The sequence below is a fragment of the Priestia sp. 53B2 genome (assembly GCF_056099005.1).
In genome coordinates, this window is sequence record NZ_JBLZXA010000015.1 from 104920 (window position 1) to 122915 (window position 17996).

The following is a 17996-nucleotide window of genomic DNA, read 5'->3' on the forward strand; positions in this document are numbered from 1 at the left end:
CTTCTCTTACCAGCAGCTTATATATCTATAATAGCATGTCTATATCTAAGAAATACAGAAAGAATGCTCTCATTTTTGAAGGAGAGAATTTGTGAACATTTCTTTAAATGTGTATATAAAATATATCTTTTTGAGTTAGATGTGAGTATTATAAAGATGTATTAAAAATATATCTTTTAAAAATGAATCTTTCGGAGGCGAAAGTTATGAAACAAACAACTATTTCTATTGTAAAAAGTACAGTTCCTGTTTTAAAACAGCATGGTCAAGCAATTACAACTCGTTTTTATGAGATGCTTTTTGAACAGTATCCTTCTTTAAAAAATGTATTCAACCAAACAAATCAAAAAACAGGACGTCAGCAAATGGCGTTAGCTAATACAGTTTATGCCGCTGCGCAGTACATCGATCGGCTTGAAACGCTGCTTCCAGTTGTGAAGCAAATTGCCCATAAACATCGCAGTATCGGCGTAAAAGCAGAGCACTATCCGATTGTAGGAGAGTTCTTATTAAAGGCAATTAAAGATGTTTTAAAAGAAGCTGCGACCGATGAGATTATGGAAGCTTGGAAAGAAGCTTACGGTGCCATTGCGGACGTATTCATAAGTGTGGAGCAAGAATTATATGAAGAAGCCGAAGAAAAAGGATGGAAAGATTATAAAAAACTAATGGTTCATAAAAAAGTAAAAGAAGCAGAAGACGTGTACTCGTTTTATTTAGTATCACCTGATCAAAAAGAGCTGCCTGCTTTTCTGCCAGGTCAGTATGTGAGTGTACGAATTCCTGGTCAAGAGTATTTATCCATTCGTCAGTACAGCTTATCTGGCTATCCAAACCAACCATACTATAAAATTACGGTAAAAAAAGAAAAGCAAATGGAAGACGGGGTCGTGTCAACTTATTTACATGACCAATTGAATGAAGGAGACTTGCTTGAAGTCAGCGTTCCAGCAGGAGATTTTGTCTTAAAAGAAAAGAGTAAATCAGTATTTATCAGCGGAGGTGTAGGAATTACTCCAATGATGTCAATGCTTCATCAAGCACTGGAAAACAATCAAGAAGTAACATTTATTCACAGTGCTAAAAATGAGCAGTTTCATGCAATGAAAGGAGAGCTTCAATCGTTGTCAGAGACATATACGTTTGAACAACACGTTTTCTATAGTCAAGCGCAAACAGACCAGCATGATGAACATATAACGTATGGTCGCTTAACTAAAAAAGAGCTAGCTAAATATGCCGGCGATAAACATGCATATTATTATGTTTGTGGATCTTCTTCATTTACGCAAATGGTGTTAGAAGGCCTAGCTGAAATGGGTATTTCCCAAGAAAATATCATGTATGAATCGTTTGGCCCGAAAATGAGTATGACTCCTTCCGCATAAATGTATGGAAAAAGGGTAAAAAGCTAACAGTAGACAATACTGTTAGCTTTTTTTATGAAAGGGAGTTTAAAGATGACAAATACGCAGTATGACATGGTGGGAATAGGAATAGGACCTTTTAATTTAGGCTTAGCGGCCCTTGCTGAGCCTCTTGATGAAATTGATGCCGTCTTCTTTGATAAAGAAGAGAAATTTGAATGGCATCCGGGCATGTTAATTGACGGCACGGACTTGCAGATTCCGTTTCTAGCAGACTTAGTTACATTTGCGGATCCAACAAGCCCCTATTCTTTTCTAAATTATATTCACAAGCAAAAACGCTTGTATCCGTTCTTTTTCTTTAATCGTTTTGACATTCCGCGTCAAGAGTACAACGAGTACGCAAAATGGGTAGCGGAGCAGCTATCTTCCTGCCACTTTTCTTCAAAAGTTGTGGACGTGATACCGAAAAGTGAAGAAGAGTATTATGAAGTAAAGGTAGAAACACCTGAGGGAATTCAAACAGTAAATGCTAAACACGTTGTAATGGGAACAGGAAGCATTCCACTTGTACCTCCGGCTTTTGAAGAAAAGCTGAATGAGCATATTTTACACAGCAGCGGCTATTTACATAAAAAAGAAGAGATTCAAAAAGGAAAGCATGTAACGATCGTTGGTTCAGGGCAAAGTGCTGCAGAGATTTTTCTTGATTTACTAGAAGAACAGACTGAACATCATTACCACCTTACATGGTTTACAAGATCCTCGAATTTTTTTCAGCTTGATCAATCCAAGCTTGCTCAAGAGTTATTTTCGCCAGACTATGTAGATTACTTTCATTCGCTATCTTTTGAGGAACGTACAAGCACGGTAGAAGATTTAAATCCTTTACGTCACGGAATTGAATCTTCTACCTTAACGAAAATCTATGATTTACTTTATCATCGTTCACTTAAAGGAAAAGTACCCGTTACGATTCAAGCTTCGACTGAAGTAAGTGATATTCATAAAAAAGGAAATGGATATGAGCTGGAGTGCAAACAATTAAAGGCTGAACGCTCTTTTCAATACGAAGCGGATCGTTTGATATTGTCCACGGGCTATAAGCCAAAAATTTCGCCGTTCATCGAACGAATAAAAGATGATATCGTATGGGAAGATGACAAGCGTTTCAAAGTCACAAAAGATTACCGGCTGGTATTTAAACAACCCCGTAACCACCACTTTTTTACGTTAACCAATATCGAACATTCACATGGATCTGGCGCAACAAATCTTGGTTTATCCGTTCAGCGCAATCAGCGTATTCTGAACGTGATTGCAGGGAGAGACGTGTACCCAGTTCCAGAAGAGACGACGTTCCAGACATTTAATTTGTTTTGAATTTCTGATTTATAAAAATCTCTAATGTGGTTTTTGATTATTGTAGAAAAGTTTTTCACTCATAAACTATGTTTAAAAGAATAGTGTACGGGTATTTTATTTATAGAACATTAGTACACAAATCAATTAAGGAGTTGCTTAGAATGAGTAAGAAAATTGCAGTATTAGTAACAGATTTATTTGAAGATGTGGAATATACAGATCCAGCCAAAGCCTTTGAAGAAGAAGGCCATACGCTAACAAAAATCGATGTTAAAACAGGTGAAGTAACAGGTAAACAAGGCGAAACAACATTAACAATTGATAAAGCAATTGCGGATGTAAAACCAGAAGATTTTGACGCATTGTTTTTACCGGGAGGTTTCTCACCAGATATCTTACGTGCGGACGATCAAGTCGTAGCTTTCACAAAATCATTTATGGATGAAGGCAAACCGGTTATGGCTATCTGTCACGGACCACAGCTGCTAATCAATGCTGAAACATTAAAAGGACGTGACGTAACTGGTTTCAAATCAATTGCTATTGATTTGAAAAATGCAGGTGCAAACTTCCATGATAAAGAAGTGGTGGTATGCGGTAATCAACTAGTTACAAGCCGTACACCAGACGATATGGCAGCATTCGTACGTGAATCAGTAAATGTCTTAAAATAAGTAAATAATATTAGTAAAACTTTCTGTAAAAGGCGATAACAGGGTGGTTTACCACTCTGTTGTCGCCTTTTTTGTATGTAACGATTTTGACGAGGAATTTACAGTTATATTACTGCATTGGATGAAGCGGTTTCTAAAAGAATATGAAAACCTTTTACTATCAATAGATAGAAGCCACGTAACACAATCGAAATATTTTTTACATAAATGAAAGTATAATTTTGGTAGCTTAAAAGACGTTGCGAGTTTCATAGTTTTCGTGCAACAATGAGGGTGCATCACGAGATTGGCTTGCTACAAGCTTAGATGCGTTGCGGTTTTACAAAAAACTTTATTATCACATAGGAGGATTTCAAACATGAAGAAAAGGTTTCGTATTGCCACTGTCGCAGGTGCCGTATCATTAGGATTACTAACAGCAGGACAAGCAAATGCAGCAGCTCCTGATTGCAACACTCCAAAACAAATTACCATTAAAGATGCTCAAGCAGCACAAAATATAAATGTAGATGAGCTATTAAAGAAATTTAACGCTCAAGGACAATCTGCTCAAGCAGCAGCTCCACAACAAGAAACACAAGCACCAGATCAAGCTGAAGCAGCTCCACAGGAACAAGCAAAAGCACCAGAACAAAGTGAAGAAGCAAAAGCTCCTGAGCAAACACAGCAAAACACAAAAGCTCAACAATCAGAAAATACTGATAAAGCAGAACAAACAAAAGATGCTAGTCAATTCGAACAAAAGGTCGTAGATTTAGTGAACCAAGAGCGTGAAAAACAAGGTTTAAAACCTCTAACACTTAACAAAAAATTAAGTGACGTTGCACGCACTAAATCAAAAGATATGATGGACAAAGGGTACTTTGATCACAATTCACCAACATATGGTTCACCATTTGATATGATGAAACAATTCGGCATTGAATATACAACAGCAGGTGAAAACATTGCAAAAGGTCAGCAATCTCCTGAAGATGTAATGAATGCTTGGATGAATAGTGACGGTCACCGCAAAAACATTCTAAACCCTGATTTCACTGAAATTGGTGTTGGATACGTAAAAGGTGATACTACGTACTGGACTCAACAATTTATCGGTAAGTAATACAAAAAGAGCAGGATATACCTGCTCTTTTTTGCGTTTTTAGCTGTCCAATTTGGGTATAGTAAAGTAAGAACACGTAAAGGAGTGCCTTAAATTGGGACGTATATTAAAAAAAATTCTAGTCGCTGTTTTTCCTATCCTTTTAAAAGAAGGATATCGTCATTATAAAAATCGTAAAACTCGAACTGTGCCGTCTAAAGGATATAAATAAAAAGGACTCGAAAGAGTCCTTTTTATTTTATGCTTGAACGGTGATATGCTTGAATTCTTTTACGTTAAATAATCCTTTGTCGGTTAATTTTAGACATGGGATAACAGGCAAGCTTAAGAAAGATAGTGTCAGCAGCGGGTTGAATTTCTGTGAAATATCAAGCTCATGAAGAGCCCCGTGAAGCTGCTTAAGTAAGCTGTTTACTTCATTGTAAGGGTGAGGTGACATTAATCCTCCAATAGAAAGAGGGAGGGAGCCAATCACTTCATTGCCTTTTACAATAACAATACCTCCGCCGATTTCTTCAATTGCCGCAACTGCTTTTGCTAAATCTTCATCATTTGTTCCTACGGCTACGATATTATGTGAATCGTGAGCAATCGTAGTAGCAATCGCTCCGTCTTTTAACTGAAAACCTTTTACAATCCCAAGACCAATATTCCCTGTTAGATGATGACGCTCAACAACAGCCATTTTCAGCTGATCGTTTTCTACAGAAGACTGAAATTCGTTTTGCTTCACTTGAACTTCTTCTACAATATGATTTGTAATCAGGCTGTTTGGATTAATTTCAATAATATTAGCGCGATTGTGCTGAAGTGGTATCGTAAGTTTTTTAATGGAAAACTCTTTCAAATGAACAGAATTCATTAGTTCTGTTGGAAGATCAATTTGTTCTTCTTGAACAGAAAGCATCTCTCCATTTTCAGCAATAAGCTCTCCGTTTTGATAGACATGTGCTGCAGATATATCGGTTAAGTCGTCCAATAGAATAAAATCGGCTTTGTAACCAGGAGCAACCGCACCTCTATCTTTTAACCCGTAGCATTCAGCCGCATTTAACGAAGCCATTTGAATCGCAATTAACGGATCCAGCCCGAGTTCAATAGCAAAACGAACATTGTAATCAATAGAACCTTCCGTTAATAAATCATCTAGGTGTTTGTCATCGGTACAGAATAAAAATCTGCGCGCGTTGCGTTCATTTACAGCAGGTAATAGTTGTTTCAAATCTTTAGCGACAGAACCTTGGCGGATCAGAACATACATCCCGCGCTGAATACGTTCAATTGCTTCTTCTGCTGTTACGCATTCATGATCTGTTGAAATGTCAGCGGTACGATAAATATTAACGCCCGTAGCATCTAGCCCTGAGCCGTGCCCATCAATTACACCGTTTGCATCGTTAGCTGCTTGTAATTTATCGAGCATATCGTCATCTCCATCTCGCACAGCAGGGAAATCCATCACTTCTGCTAATCCAAGCACGCGAGGGTGAGAGAAAAATGGCGCTAAGTCAGCTGCTTTTAAGACGGCTCCAGAGCTTTCAAAAGGAGTTGCTGGCACGCTTGAAGGTAAGTTCACAAATACGTCTAAAGGAATGGAATCCGAGTTTTGAAGCATAAACTCAATGCCGGATTTCCCTGAAACATTCGCAATTTCATGAGGGTCCGTTATGACAGTTGTGACGCCTCTAGGTACAAGAAGTTTTGAGAACTCTTTAGGTGTAACCATTGATGATTCAATGTGAACGTGTCCATCAATGAACGTAGGAGAAATGTATTTTCCTTTTGCATCAACGACGTTATTCCCATCATATTGACCTATTCCAACAATCACTCCATCAGCAATCGCAATATCGGCTTCAATGATGGAAAGCGTAAAGACATCGATAATTTTCCCGTTTTTCACTACAAGATCTGCAGGTATTTTTTTATTGGCAACAGCAAGCTGTTTTTTTAAGATTGTTTTTGTATTTGACATGAATGTGACTCCTCTCATTGTATAACTGAATAACAATGAAGGACTATGTAAGGGAGAACATAAAGAAGAATAAAAATACAGTATGAATGATGTTCAACCCTCGTAGTCCAACTATTTACGGTAGTTCGGTAGAAACTCTTGGACCCTATTTCCAAGACTATACGAGCTTTAGGTATTTCGATACATTCTATAGACAAATAATAAAAACGTCAATTCCTAATAAAAAAGAAAGATTTTTGGGAATATTTCATCTATATGTATGTAAACGATTTAACTCTTATTTGCTCGCTAAAAGGTGCAGCATTCATGTATAGAAAAAAATGTAGAAAAAACCGTCAATGGCTATTAGTCATTGACGGAGTTGTCATTAAGCTTGTTTACGCAGTGTACCTAATTCTTCCGCGATCGCTTGCATTTCACTTGGGCTAAAAGAATCTTTTCTCATTACCATATCGTATAAGTACTTTAAGTCTTCATACATTTCTTCGTCAAAAGCTTCAGCTTTAATTGCTCCGATATTTAGCATGCGCAGTTTTTCACTAATGCTATCGACCATATGTTTAATATTCTCTGGAGATTTTACTGATAAATCCACTTTGTTCATCCTTCCAGTTGCGTTTTTTTTATTGTAACATGTTTTTATCGTGTGAACACTTTTATGTCAGGTTCTTATCCATAGAAGAGTGGAAACGATATAAATAAAAGAAAACTATTTTTTAGTTTAAAAATGATTGTATATAATGTTTGTAATAAGGGAAAGGAGTCGAGACTATGATTAACGTATTATTCGTTTGTTTAGGAAATATTTGTCGTTCACCCATGGCAGAAGCGGTCTTTAAAGATATGGTGAAGAAAAAAGGGCTAGAAGGACAAATTCACGTAGATTCTGCAGGCACAGGAGGCTGGCACAAAGGCAATCCTCCTCATGAAGGGACGCAATCTATTTTAACGAAAAACAACATTGATTTTAAAGGGCAAACAGCAAGACAAGTGATTCAAGAGGATGTAGCTAAATTCCATTATATTATTGGAATGGATGTCGAAAATGTAGGAAACCTGAGAAGGATGGCTGGACATACTAAAACAGGTTATATTGCAAGGCTTTTGGATTTTGTGCCCGATTTACATATTGAAGATGTGCCTGATCCTTATTTCACGGGAAATTTTGACGAAGTATATGACTTAGTTCAAGAAGGATGCAAGGCTCTTTTAGACGAAATTATAGAGAAGCATTTCTCGGAATAAGCGATACTTAAAAAATAAAAAACGGAGGAGAAACGACAAATGGGTAAACGAAATAAGCTAGTAGAAGGTATTATCATTGGAGCAATTATAGGAGGAGCTGTTTCTTTATTTGATAAAGAAACAAGAAGCTCCGTCATTCAAGGAAGTAAAAAACTGAAAGACAAAACAACAACTCTTATTCAGCACCCTGAACTTGTAACGGATACTGTCAAAGAGAAATATGAAACCATCCGTACGACCATCGAGCAAGTTTCTGAAGATGTATCATTTGTAGCAGGAAAAGTAGAAAAGTTAAAAGAAACAACGCCTCAGGTGATGGAAATTGTAAACGATACAAAAGAAGCATTTGTGGAGAAGTATGGTGATGAACAAAAATAAATAAGGAGGCACATATGGCTGGAATGTACATGAATAACATCGTAAGGTTTGGCAAAGAACTGATGGGCCGCATTCATCGAGATGAACTGCCCAGTTTATCAGCTGAATTGGCTTATTATTTGCTGCTCTCGCTATTTCCTTTTTTAATTTTCTTAATTACGCTGATTGGATTTTTGCCATTGGAATCAACAGACCTGCTTGACTTGGTTGAAAATGTAGCGCCACAGCAAACGCTGCACATGATTGAAAGCAACGTTTCCCATATCATTGGTTCTCATAATGAAAAGTTATTGTCCTTTGGTATCATTGCCACGATGTGGTCTGCTTCAAATGGAATTAATGCGATCGTAAGAGCATTTAACCGAGCGTATCACGTACAAGAAAATCGGCCTTTTTTAGTGGCGAGAGGTATGGCAGTTCTCCTTACTTTTGCGATGATATTTGTTATTATTGTAGCGCTTTTACTTCCTGTTTTCGGTCATATGATTGGCCTTTATTTATCGTCTACGTTTGGGTTTTCAGAAACTTTTCTCGCTTTATGGTCTGCTTCCCGCTGGATTATCAGCGGCCTCATTTTGTTTACTGTTTTTACGGGGTTATATTACTTTGCTCCTAATAAAAAGCTGCTGATTCGAAATGTTGTAAAAGGAGCGGCTTTTGCTACGGTGGGATGGACAGTGGTATCGATGCTGTTTGCGTATTACGTAAATCATTTCAATAACTATACAGCTACATATGGAAGCTTGGGCGGAATTATTATCCTGCTTATTTGGCTTTACCTATCGGGGATGATTATCGTTATTGGAGGAGAAATCAACGCTATTTTCTACGACCGTCGAGTCAAATCTTCATAGTCATAAATTGGGATGAAATCATTCGCAAGATATGAGCATACTAACAAAGTGAAAGGGAGGTTTTACATCATGACAAAGCATACAAAAAAAGACGGAAGCAATACAAAGCAAAATAAAAAGAGCCAGCCAAAGCATAAAACAAGCAACAGCCAAAATGGACAAAACGGTTACCATTAAGGCATTGATTTCCATAATAAAAAGCCTAACAAATACGTTAGGCTTTTTTGCATTAAGATTTTAGCAAGCGAAGGCCGTTTAAGATAACTAAAATGGTGCTGCCTTCGTGACCTATAACACCAAATGGCATATCAAGCACTTGGAAAAAATTCGAACAAATTAATAAAAAGATGACGGCAATAGAAAAAATAACATTTTGCTTCACAATTGAGTTCATTCGTCTGGAAAGAGCTACTGCATCCGAAATTTTTGATAGATCATTTTTCATTAAAACGATATCCGCTGTTTCAAGTGCCACATCCGTTCCTTCTCCCATGGCTACTCCAACGTTAGCAGTAGCAAGAGCAGGTGCATCGTTAATGCCATCTCCCACCATTGAAACGGTAGGGAATTTTTCTTTTAACGCTTTAATTTTATCTACTTTCGCTTCAGGCAAACATTCTGCAATGTATTCATCGACTGCACATTCTTTTGAAATAGCTTCGGCTGTTTTTTCGCTGTCTCCTGTAATCATGACGGTATGAATGCCCTGCTCTTTAAGAGATTTAACAGCGTCTACAGCTTCTGTTCGTACAACGTCTTTTAGCGCAAGCAATCCTACAATACCATGCTGGTCTTTTGCGTACACAATCGTTTTTCCTTCACTGGCAAGCGTAGATGAAATCCCATTTTCAAATTCAGCTGCATCTTCTTTACCTACAAAATCTGCTTTTCCTATCTTCCACGTATCTCCTTGAAGAGACCCAATGACACCATATCCGGGAACGTCTTCAAGCGAATCTGGCTGAACGAGCGTCAATTCCTGCTTATTTTTCACAAAGTCAACAATGGATTGAGCAAGCGGATGATTGGACTGACGTTCAATTGATGCGATTTTAACAAGAAATTCCTGTTCGTTCATATCAGAACGGACAATGACATTTGTTACTTCTGGTTTTCCTTTTGTTAACGTTCCTGTTTTATCAAAAGCAATTGCGCTTAAATGGCTTAACCTTTCCAAATGCACGCCGCCTTTGAACAAAATTCCTTTTTTTGCTCCGTTTGAAATAGCAGACAGCGAAGCAGGGGTGATAGATGCAACCAGAGCGCAAGGAGACGCTACAACTAAGAGAATCATTGCACGGTAAAATGTCTCGGTCCAGCTCCATCCAAGCACATAGTGTGGGAGAAATAGCATAATTGCCACAACCGATAGAACAATTTTTACGTATGTGCCTTCAAATCGTTCAATAAACAATTGAGAAGGCGACTTTTCACTTTGAGCCGTTTGAACAAGTTGAATGATCTTTTGAAACAGCGTCTCAGCACTTGGCTTTGTCATTTTAATGGTAATGGCGCCTTTCACATTCACCGTGCCCGCGAATACTTCATCATCGAGCTGTTTTAGTACAGGAACAGATTCCCCTGTAATAGCAGCCTGATCAATCGTTGTTTGACCTGAGACAACAATACCATCGGATGGCACTCGTTCACCCGGCTTAACTAGCAGCAAGTCACCGATTTGTAAATCCGAAATGGATACAGTTTCTTCTTGATTTCCAATCAGACGCGTTGCTTCCTGCGGCTGAAGGTTCATCAAGGCACTAATTTCTCGATTGCTTTTGTTCATAGTGTACGTTTCTAATGCACCGCTTAATGCAAAAATGAAAATAAGTATAGCACCTTCTGTCCAGTAGCCAATTACAGCCGCTCCAATGGCTGCGATAATCATTAACATTTCGACATTCAATTCTTTATTTTCAATCGTTTCTTCAATGCCTTCTTTTGCTTTAGCAAATCCGCCTATTACGTAAGCTAATACAAAGAGCGTAATAGATACAGCAGTATCCTGCTGTTTTGACAGCAGCCAGCCGGCTAAAATCAGCACGCCGCTTAACAATGCAGCAATGAGTTCACCATGTGTTTTTAATACATTGACAGCAGAAGATGTTTGCCGCGTTTGTTCTTGTTTTTTAGGTAACGCATTTTCCATACAAATCCTCCTTGAACGATAATTGAGAAGAATAATCACAATCATTACCCCTAAAAAAGCACGAAAGCTGCCATCTCAGCGATAGCAGCACATTTTTTCACCTATTGTCTTTTAAATTGGGATATTTAGTATAGTATAGCACGGAACAAGCAAGGAGGTAACGCCTAACGCCTAAAAAATAAAAACAGAATGCAGCTGGACGTCTGCATTCTGTAAAAAACGTACTACATATCTAAATGTTCTTCATAATATTTATAAGCGGAAGTGTAAATGTGCTCGATATCGGCATCCGTCATGTACATTAAGGTTTCACGGTCAATCCCCTTCATTGTTTCAATAAATGTAATCATGTTTTTACGTTCTTGTCTGCTCATTTATTATTCTCCTCTCCATCTGTTTTAATACAGTTTATTATATTTAATTGTATTATATAACAGAAAAAGTATTTTGTGTGGATTTTTTTAAAAAATAGGCAAAAAAATTTAGAGGGACGTAAATAATTGACTATATAGAAAAAGGTGTTTTATAATTTATATATGAACATATGCTCATATACTTGCATATAATGAACGGAGAGATGTTATGAAAAAAGATGAACATTCGTTTTTATCGCCTCAAACAGTAGAAGAAGCGTCAAGAATACTAAAAGCTATTTCAGATCCTACGAGAATGAAAATTCTTTATTTGCTATTTCAAGAAGAGTGTTCAGTGGGTCATATGGTTGAAGTACTTGGTGTTTCACAATCAGCTATTTCACATCAGTTAACTCACTTGCGACATTTGCGCTTAGTAAAATATCGCCGTGAAGGGAATACGTACTTCTATACGTATGATGATGAACACGTGGTTGGAATTTTGCATCAAGTAATTCAGCACGTAGAATGCGCACAGAACGAATAGAAGGAGGGCTTTGCATGAGTCATGATCATCACCACCATCATGGTCACCATCACCATTTTGATACACAGCGTGAAGGCAACAAAAAAGGTCTGTTAATTGCACTCATTATCACAGCGGGTATTATGGTTCTTGAGTTTGTTGGAGGGCTTTTTACAAATAGTTTAGCGTTATTATCCGATAGCGGACACATGCTTTCTGATACAAGCTCACTTGCTCTTAGCCTTGTAGCGATATGGTTTGCTAACCGAGCTGCATCGGCTAAAAAAACGTACGGTTATTATCGTTTTGAAATATTAGCGGCTCTTTTTAACGGAGTGGCACTGTTTGTAATAGCAGGATTTATCATCTATGAAGCCTATCAGCGTGTATTAGAGCCGCAGTCTGTAGCAAGCGGCAGCATGATGTTGATTGCTGCTGTTGGTTTACTCGCTAATTTAATCAGCGCATGGTCACTTATGAGACAAGGCGATGTAAAAGGAAATGTAAATTTACGCAGCGCTTACTTACACGTATTGGGAGATGCTTTAGGATCTATTGGAGCTATTGTAGCGGGACTTCTTATGATGCTGTTTGGATGGTATATTGCTGATCCTATTATTTCTGTAGTTGTGTCTGTATTAATTTTAAAAAGCGCTTGGGGCGTGCTTGCTCATAGCGTTCATATTTTGATGGAAGGCTCTCCTGAAGGGGTAGATCATAGTGAAATAAAAAACCTTCTTGAAAACATTGAAGGAGTCAAAGATGTGCATGATTTACACATTTGGACGATTACTTCAGGACTGGACTCATTGAGCTGTCATATGCGCGTAGAAGATGAAAAAGATTGTCAGCAAATTTTGCAAAAAGCCATCGATTTAGTACACGATCACTGCGGCATTGAGCATACGACGATACAAATTGAAAAATCAGCTCTTCAGCATCGAACGCTAAAAGTTTAAAGAACAAGCGAGAACCTATAGGTTCTCGCTTGTTTTTTGTTGCATAGGCATCTTTTGTCCGAAGACAAAAAGAATAATAAAAATAAAGCCAAGCATCCCGCTAATAATATTAAAAAAGCTGATGTGGTGAAAGAACTGAATAAACGTGCCGCCTATGTAAGGGCCGGCAAGGCTTCCGATACTAAAAGCAATACCGCATAGTAAATTACCTGTAGGCAGTAGACGAGCAGGAATCAAATCCGTCATATAGCTGATTCCTAAACTAAACGTCGAGCCTACAACCATGCCAGCTATAAATAAGCACGTTACTAATGGAATAGCGCTCTCTTCCAAGAGGCTTGCTGTAAAAAACGTAACGGCTCCAATTGATAAAATCCATCCTAATACCAATTTCCGCCCAAATTTATCGCTCAGTATTCCGAGAGGAAGCTGAAATACAATAGCTCCAACTGCAAAGGAAGTCAGCAGCAGTGAAATAAACTCTACTTGCAAACCGATTCGTAAGCCATATACAGGAAAGCTTCCGTTCAGTGATGATTCTAAAAATCCATATCCAAAAGGCGGCAAAAAAGCAATCCAAGCATACTTAGCTGCCTTAGAAAATCGCTTAGCCGTTTCTTTTAATGAATTAACCTCCACTTCCTGTAGGGGAAATTCATTTTTTATCAAAAATAAAAACACCCACGTTATGAGGCAGAGAGCTGAAGAAATCATAAAGGGAAGCGCTTGATTAATTTCAATTAACGGCGTCATTAAAGGGCCAACAGCAAAACCAATACCGAAAAAAAGCCCGTACAATGAAATGTTTCGACCTCGTTTATCAGCAGGTGAAGATGATGTAATCCACGTTTGAGTACCAAAGTGCAGCGCGTGATCTCCTATTCCAATAAATAAACGGAGCACAAACCAAAAAACAATAGATTTCCATAAGGGAAACAAAGCTAAAGATACAATAACTAAAAGTCCGCCTGCTGCGATAATTGGTTTATATCCGTATCTGCGAAGCGGCGCTTCCATGAAAGGGGAAATAAATAAAATACCTAGATACAATCCAGTTGCGTTTAATCCGTTTATAGTAGAAGAAAGACCGTCTTTCTCAAAAATAATAGCAATTAAAGGCAGCAGCATACCTTGGCTGAATCCAGAAATGGCGACAAGGCTAACTAAAATCCAGAAACGTTGTTGATGAGTAGCACTCATAGCATTTAACCTCTTTTTTATCTATATTTTGTCAATCCAACAGTTTAATCGTACAAGGAAAACGCTTTATTGACAAGGATGTAAACATGCTGCGCTGTCTATTTGACATCTTTTTATAGGAAGAGTAGAATAAAACATGTAAATAGTTACATGTTTTTATTTACAATAAAGAGGCGATCGCTATGATAGAACCAGTGCTTAAGAAAATAGCGACATTCACAATTAATATCGGTACACCGATTGTCATTGGTCATACAGGATTGGGAAAAAAACAGTTTATCCCTATTAAGTCAGGTACTGCAGATGGAGAGATAAAAGGCTTAATCCTTCCAAGCGGAGCGGATTCTCAAATTATTCGTTCAGATGGACGCGTTGATTTATCTGCAAGGTATGTAATTCAAACAGAAGACGATGAGCTTATTTATATCGAAAACAACGGAATACGTCAGGTTAGTGAAGAATTTAAAGAACAGGCTGCTGAAGGTAAAATTGTACCTCCAAAGCATGTTTATTTTCGTACGGTTCCTGCCTTTGAAACAGGAAGTGCAAAGTATAAGTGGCTACAGGACCGCATTTTTCTAGGCGCTGCTGTGAGACACCCAGACAGCGTTGTGGTAGACATATACGAAGTTTTATAAATTAACTCAAAGGAGAGATATAAACATGGAAAAATTTATTGGGAATCATATGATTTACACATACGAAAACGGATGGGAATATGAAATTTATATTAAAAACGAAAATACAATCGATTACCGTATTCATAGCGGAATGGTGGCAGGACGATGGGTTCGTGACCAAAAAGTAGATATTGTGAAGTTAACAGAAGGTGTATATAAAGTATCTTGGACTGAACCGACTGGAACAGATGTATCTTTAAACTTTATGCCTGATGAAAAACGCATGCACGGCATTATCTTCTTCCCAAAATGGGTACATGAACATCCTGAAATTACAGTGTGCTATCAAAATGATCACCTTGATTTAATGCATGAATCCCGTGAAAAATACGAAACGTATCCGAAATACATTGTACCTGAATTTGCTGATATTACATTTATCAAAAATGTCGGAGCGAACAATGAGGAAGTTATCGCTCAAGCGCCTTACGAAGGAATGACAGATGATATTCGCGCTGGAAAATTGATTTAATACGGAGTCATAAAAAGGGCTGAGACAAAAGTACTTTAGTTGAAGGAAGATCCGAACGATGAATTGAGATTCTTGATAGAGAATCAAATTCGTTCGGATTTTTTTATTGTGATGATGTACGGAAATAAACCGCGGTGTAACAAGTGATCCATATTGAGAGTAGTTGGTTATATAAAAAGCGGTTTATAATAAAGTAAAGGAGTGAAGAAAATGGAATTTAACATGAAAAAAGAGGCGGGGTTTACAACAAATTTTCCTTACGGAGAGCTACATATCGCCGGAGATGAAGAATATGGCTTTCGTCCTTATCAGCTAATGGTATCGTCAATTGCCGTTTGCAGCGGAGGCGTGTTAAGAAAGATTCTAGAGAAAAAAAGAATCGCTTTTTCCGATTTACGCATCCAAGCTGATGTGACGCGCAATGATAAAAAAGCGGGGCGAATCGAAAAAATTCACTTGCACTATATCATCACAGGAGAAGACCTGCCATTAGACAAAATTGAAAAATCAGTTGAGCTAGCACGAAAAAATTGTTCGATGCTACAGTCGGTTGTGGACAGTATTGAAGTGACAGAAACCTTCGAAATAAAATGAGCCTGGGACAAAAGTATGTTAGTTGAAGGAAAATCCGAACGATGAATCGAGATTCTAGCTGGAGAATTCAACTCGTTCGGATTTTTTTATTGGTAGGCTGAATGGAGGTTTCATGTATGTGGCTGCTTCTAGCTGGTGATTGGAGGGCAAGACGGAAGACTGCTGCGGGAAAAGCGGAACTGGTGAGCCCCTCAGAAGCGTAAGCGAGGAGGAGACTCACTGGGCCGCCCTCGGAAAGCGAAGTCTTGCACGGAAATCAACAGCGGTGTCTCAAGCGGTCCCTACGAGCTCATTTCTCCCCTTTGTTCCTCTTTAGATGGAATAGATTTAGTTATGTCTCAAACTCACATTTCTTTTGGCTTGCTTCCAGCTTTATCAAAATAGCGCATGCGTTCAGGAGTCAGCTGAAGAAGCAAATAATTTGGGTCATCTGGACTTTTAATCCACTCTTTTAACTTTTTATTCCAAAATTTCTTTTTTAACTCTTCGTTTGTTTCTACATTTACTTTGGCTTCTACCTCTACATACGGATCACTCCAACCTTGCCCATCATAGCCTAACAAAATATGAACGTAAGGGTTTTTTTCTAGTTCTTCGACTTTATGGGTATCTTTATTGGTGGCGGTGTAGAGCACAAGATCTTCATGAAAAAACATCATAAAGCGTGAATAAGGTTTTCCATCTTGAATTGTAGCCAACGTTCCAATTGTATAGTCATCCAGTACGGATAAAATTTGATTTTTCACATCATTATTGCTCATTTTTTCACTCCTTATTATATCTTTTTACCCTTGGTAGTTTGGCTGATTTTTAACTATCTTAATCAAAAATCAATTAAGGGTTTATTATTTATAAAAATAGGTTAAAAATACTAACATTGACGGTGAGTCTATACAAATTCCATTAATTTGATATGATTGATTTTGTTGTCAAAAAATGAATAAGGTAGGTGTACATATCGATGATCAATCGGATTTTTCTTATAGCGGTTATTCTTGGGGTGCCGCTATCTGTTATTGGGCACATGATGCACTGGTCAGATGTTCTTATGTTTATTATTTACTGTTTAACAATCATTGCCCTCGCAGCTTTTATGGGGAGAGCAACAGAGAGCTTAGCTGTTGTAGCTGGTCCTCGAATAGGCGGTCTATTAAATGCTACGTTTGGTAACGCTGTAGAATTAATTATTTCTATTTTTGCTCTAAAAGAAGGCCTTACAGCTGTGGTGCTTGCATCGTTAACCGGTTCTGTATTAGGAAATCTTCTTCTTGTAGGCGGTCTTTCATTCTTCATCGGGGGATTAAAATTTAAGCGTCAAGAATTTAATGTCTATGATGCAAGACATAATTCTGGATTATTGATCTTTGCCGTGATCGTTGCGTTTGTTATTCCTGAAGTGTTTGCTAGCGAAATGGACGAAGTAAAGACCATGTCCCTGAGTGTCGGAATCTCCATTATTCTCATCATCTTGTACTTAGCGGCGTTATTTTTTAAGCTGGTAACGCATCGAGGCGTGTATCAGCATAAAAGTGAAGAAGTGGAAGAACATGAGGAGCCAGAGTGGTCAATGTGGAAAGCGATTACTGTTCTCTTTTTGTCTACGTTAGCTGTAGCTTACGTATCCGAAAGCTTGGTTAGCACAATTGAAATTGTATCGGAAAGATTTGGCTGGAGTGAGCTGTTCATCGGGGTCATCATTGTAGCGATTGTTGGGAACGCGGCAGAGCATGCTTCCGCTATTATTATGGCCGTTAAAAATCGCATGGGTGTAGCTGTTGAAATTGCTGTTGGCTCAACTTTACAAGTAGCGATGTTTGTAGCACCGATATTAGTGTTAGTTTCTCTATTATTCGAAAACCAAATGTCTCTTGTTTTTACTTGGCCCGAGTTGATCGCGATGGTAACGGCCGTATTTTTAACGATTGCTATTTCTAATGACGGAGATACAAACTGGTTCGAAGGTGCAACTCTTTTAGGTGCTTATATTATTATGGGAATTGGTTTTTATCTTATTTAAAAAAGAAGAGGCTGGGACAAACATGTTTTAGTTGAAGGAAGATCCGAACGATTAATCGTTCGGATTCTTTTGGTGTAAGTAAA

At 38.0% G+C, this 17996-nt stretch carries 19 protein-coding genes and 1 riboswitch; of the genes, 13 read left to right on the plus strand and 6 right to left on the minus strand.

From position 1 onward, the window contains the following. Positions 1–206: 206 nt before the first annotated feature. The 4 genes from hmpA to ACN6NE_RS12755 all read left to right on the plus strand — a co-directional run bounded on the left by hmpA (position 207) and on the right by ACN6NE_RS12755 (position 4511). Positions 207–1388 (plus strand): NO-inducible flavohemoprotein, encoded by a 1182-nt coding sequence (hmpA, locus tag ACN6NE_RS12740; RefSeq protein WP_474325461.1) that lies wholly within the window; start codon positions 207–209, stop codon positions 1386–1388. A 72-nt stretch (positions 1389–1460) separates the two neighbouring features. Beyond that, a complete protein-coding gene (locus tag ACN6NE_RS12745; protein WP_474325463.1) occupies positions 1461–2750 on the plus strand; it encodes a lysine N(6)-hydroxylase/L-ornithine N(5)-oxygenase family protein in 1290 nt (429 codons plus the stop codon). Positions 2751–2893: 143 nt separating this feature from the next. Beyond that, positions 2894–3406: a type 1 glutamine amidotransferase domain-containing protein gene (locus tag ACN6NE_RS12750; protein WP_474325465.1), complete on the plus strand. Its 513-nt coding sequence runs from the start codon at positions 2894–2896 to the stop codon at positions 3404–3406. A gap of 358 nt (positions 3407–3764) precedes the next feature. Beyond that, complete coding sequence (locus ACN6NE_RS12755) at positions 3765–4511, plus strand: CAP domain-containing protein (protein WP_474325467.1); 747 nt, start codon at positions 3765–3767, stop codon at positions 4509–4511. Between the two features lie 238 nt (positions 4512–4749). Here ACN6NE_RS12755 and ade read toward each other — a convergent pair whose 3' ends face one another. After that, on the minus strand, positions 4750–6486 hold the full coding sequence (gene ade, locus ACN6NE_RS12760; protein ID WP_474325469.1) for an adenine deaminase: 1737 nt from the start codon (positions 6484–6486) through the stop codon (positions 4750–4752). Positions 6487–6569: 83 nt separating this feature from the next. Beyond that, a riboswitch (purine riboswitch) is annotated at positions 6570–6671 on the minus strand. Between the two features lie 182 nt (positions 6672–6853). Beyond that, positions 6854–7081, minus strand: a complete 228-nt coding sequence (locus ACN6NE_RS12765) for a DUF1128 domain-containing protein (RefSeq protein WP_013055127.1) — start codon at positions 7079–7081, stop codon at positions 6854–6856. Between the two features lie 176 nt (positions 7082–7257). Between ACN6NE_RS12765 and ACN6NE_RS12770 the strand changes: the two genes are divergently transcribed. From ACN6NE_RS12770 to ACN6NE_RS12780, 3 genes are read left to right on the plus strand one after another with little or no spacing between them, the layout of a single operon-like run. Further along, positions 7258–7731, plus strand: coding sequence for a low molecular weight protein-tyrosine-phosphatase (locus ACN6NE_RS12770; RefSeq protein WP_013055128.1), 474 nt, complete (start codon positions 7258–7260; stop codon positions 7729–7731). 39 nt (positions 7732–7770) lie between these two features. Next, the gene (locus ACN6NE_RS12775) at positions 7771–8109 is read left to right on the plus strand and encodes a YtxH domain-containing protein (RefSeq protein WP_129705871.1); all 339 of its coding nucleotides are present in this window, start codon (positions 7771–7773) and stop codon (positions 8107–8109) included. A 14-nt stretch (positions 8110–8123) separates the two neighbouring features. Beyond that, positions 8124–8963 carry a YihY/virulence factor BrkB family protein gene (locus ACN6NE_RS12780; RefSeq protein WP_013055130.1) on the plus strand — a complete coding sequence of 280 codons (840 nt, stop codon included), beginning with the start codon at positions 8124–8126 and terminating at the stop codon, positions 8961–8963. A gap of 229 nt (positions 8964–9192) precedes the next feature. Here the strand turns inward: ACN6NE_RS12780 and ACN6NE_RS12785 are convergent, their stop codons facing one another. Both ACN6NE_RS12785 and ACN6NE_RS12790 read right to left on the minus strand, forming a co-directional pair. Continuing rightward, complete coding sequence (locus ACN6NE_RS12785; RefSeq protein ID WP_474325472.1) at positions 9193–11112, minus strand: heavy metal translocating P-type ATPase; 1920 nt, start codon at positions 11110–11112, stop codon at positions 9193–9195. 224 nt (positions 11113–11336) lie between these two features. Next, positions 11337–11486, minus strand: a complete 150-nt coding sequence (locus ACN6NE_RS12790; RefSeq protein WP_013055132.1) for a BH0509 family protein — start codon at positions 11484–11486, stop codon at positions 11337–11339. A 208-nt stretch (positions 11487–11694) separates the two neighbouring features. Here ACN6NE_RS12790 and ACN6NE_RS12795 point away from each other — a divergent pair, with 208 nt between their 5' ends. Beyond that, on the plus strand, positions 11695–12012 hold the full coding sequence (locus tag ACN6NE_RS12795) for an ArsR/SmtB family transcription factor (RefSeq protein ID WP_129705877.1): 318 nt from the start codon (positions 11695–11697) through the stop codon (positions 12010–12012). Between the two features lie 14 nt (positions 12013–12026). Further along, positions 12027–12950 carry a cation diffusion facilitator family transporter gene (locus tag ACN6NE_RS12800; protein WP_192997850.1) on the plus strand — a complete coding sequence of 308 codons (924 nt, stop codon included), beginning with the start codon at positions 12027–12029 and terminating at the stop codon, positions 12948–12950. A gap of 15 nt (positions 12951–12965) precedes the next feature. Here ACN6NE_RS12800 and ACN6NE_RS12805 read toward each other — a convergent pair whose 3' ends face one another. Next, complete coding sequence (locus ACN6NE_RS12805; protein ID WP_474325475.1) at positions 12966–14150, minus strand: MFS transporter; 1185 nt, start codon at positions 14148–14150, stop codon at positions 12966–12968. Between the two features lie 182 nt (positions 14151–14332). Between ACN6NE_RS12805 and ACN6NE_RS12810 the strand changes: the two genes are divergently transcribed. From ACN6NE_RS12810 to ACN6NE_RS12820, 3 genes are all read left to right on the plus strand, one after another. Continuing rightward, on the plus strand, positions 14333–14788 hold the full coding sequence (locus tag ACN6NE_RS12810; RefSeq protein WP_474325477.1) for a DUF3237 domain-containing protein: 456 nt from the start codon (positions 14333–14335) through the stop codon (positions 14786–14788). A 25-nt stretch (positions 14789–14813) separates the two neighbouring features. Continuing rightward, positions 14814–15302 (plus strand): phenolic acid decarboxylase, encoded by a 489-nt coding sequence (locus tag ACN6NE_RS12815; RefSeq protein WP_129705885.1) that lies wholly within the window; start codon positions 14814–14816, stop codon positions 15300–15302. Between the two features lie 210 nt (positions 15303–15512). Next, positions 15513–15896 carry an OsmC family protein gene (locus tag ACN6NE_RS12820; RefSeq protein ID WP_129705887.1) on the plus strand — a complete coding sequence of 128 codons (384 nt, stop codon included), beginning with the start codon at positions 15513–15515 and terminating at the stop codon, positions 15894–15896. 344 nt (positions 15897–16240) lie between these two features. Here the strand turns inward: ACN6NE_RS12820 and ACN6NE_RS12825 are convergent, their stop codons facing one another. After that, positions 16241–16657, minus strand: coding sequence for a pyridoxamine 5'-phosphate oxidase family protein (locus tag ACN6NE_RS12825; protein ID WP_474325479.1), 417 nt, complete (start codon positions 16655–16657; stop codon positions 16241–16243). Between the two features lie 200 nt (positions 16658–16857). On the opposite strand from ACN6NE_RS12825, the gene cax reads away from it, so the two are divergent. Continuing rightward, positions 16858–17913, plus strand: coding sequence for a calcium/proton exchanger (gene cax, locus ACN6NE_RS12830; RefSeq protein ID WP_474325481.1), 1056 nt, complete (start codon positions 16858–16860; stop codon positions 17911–17913). The last annotated feature ends 83 nt before the right edge of the window (positions 17914–17996 follow it).

Coding starts and splice junctions, on each gene's coding strand:
- ACN6NE_RS12810 (WP_474325477.1), top strand. CDS start 14,333: ATGATAGAACCAGTGCTTAAGAAAATAGCGACATTCACAATTAATATC.
- ACN6NE_RS12825 (WP_474325479.1), bottom strand. CDS start 16,657: ATGAGCAATAATGATGTGAAAAATCAAATTTTATCCGTACTGGATGAC.
- ACN6NE_RS12805 (WP_474325475.1), bottom strand. CDS start 14,150: ATGAGTGCTACTCATCAACAACGTTTCTGGATTTTAGTTAGCCTTGTC.
- ade (WP_474325469.1), bottom strand. CDS start 6,486: ATGTCAAATACAAAAACAATCTTAAAAAAACAGCTTGCTGTTGCCAAT.
- ACN6NE_RS12750 (WP_474325465.1), top strand. CDS start 2,894: ATGAGTAAGAAAATTGCAGTATTAGTAACAGATTTATTTGAAGATGTG.
- hmpA (WP_474325461.1), top strand. CDS start 207: ATGAAACAAACAACTATTTCTATTGTAAAAAGTACAGTTCCTGTTTTA.
- cax (WP_474325481.1), top strand. CDS start 16,858: ATGATCAATCGGATTTTTCTTATAGCGGTTATTCTTGGGGTGCCGCTA.
- ACN6NE_RS12795 (WP_129705877.1), top strand. CDS start 11,695: ATGAAAAAAGATGAACATTCGTTTTTATCGCCTCAAACAGTAGAAGAA.
- ACN6NE_RS12815 (WP_129705885.1), top strand. CDS start 14,814: ATGGAAAAATTTATTGGGAATCATATGATTTACACATACGAAAACGGA.
- ACN6NE_RS12745 (WP_474325463.1), top strand. CDS start 1,461: ATGACAAATACGCAGTATGACATGGTGGGAATAGGAATAGGACCTTTT.
- ACN6NE_RS12780 (WP_013055130.1), top strand. CDS start 8,124: ATGGCTGGAATGTACATGAATAACATCGTAAGGTTTGGCAAAGAACTG.
- ACN6NE_RS12820 (WP_129705887.1), top strand. CDS start 15,513: ATGGAATTTAACATGAAAAAAGAGGCGGGGTTTACAACAAATTTTCCT.
- ACN6NE_RS12800 (WP_192997850.1), top strand. CDS start 12,027: ATGAGTCATGATCATCACCACCATCATGGTCACCATCACCATTTTGAT.
- ACN6NE_RS12755 (WP_474325467.1), top strand. CDS start 3,765: ATGAAGAAAAGGTTTCGTATTGCCACTGTCGCAGGTGCCGTATCATTA.
- ACN6NE_RS12770 (WP_013055128.1), top strand. CDS start 7,258: ATGATTAACGTATTATTCGTTTGTTTAGGAAATATTTGTCGTTCACCC.
- ACN6NE_RS12790 (WP_013055132.1), bottom strand. CDS start 11,486: ATGAGCAGACAAGAACGTAAAAACATGATTACATTTATTGAAACAATG.
- ACN6NE_RS12775 (WP_129705871.1), top strand. CDS start 7,771: ATGGGTAAACGAAATAAGCTAGTAGAAGGTATTATCATTGGAGCAATT.
- ACN6NE_RS12785 (WP_474325472.1), bottom strand. CDS start 11,112: ATGGAAAATGCGTTACCTAAAAAACAAGAACAAACGCGGCAAACATCT.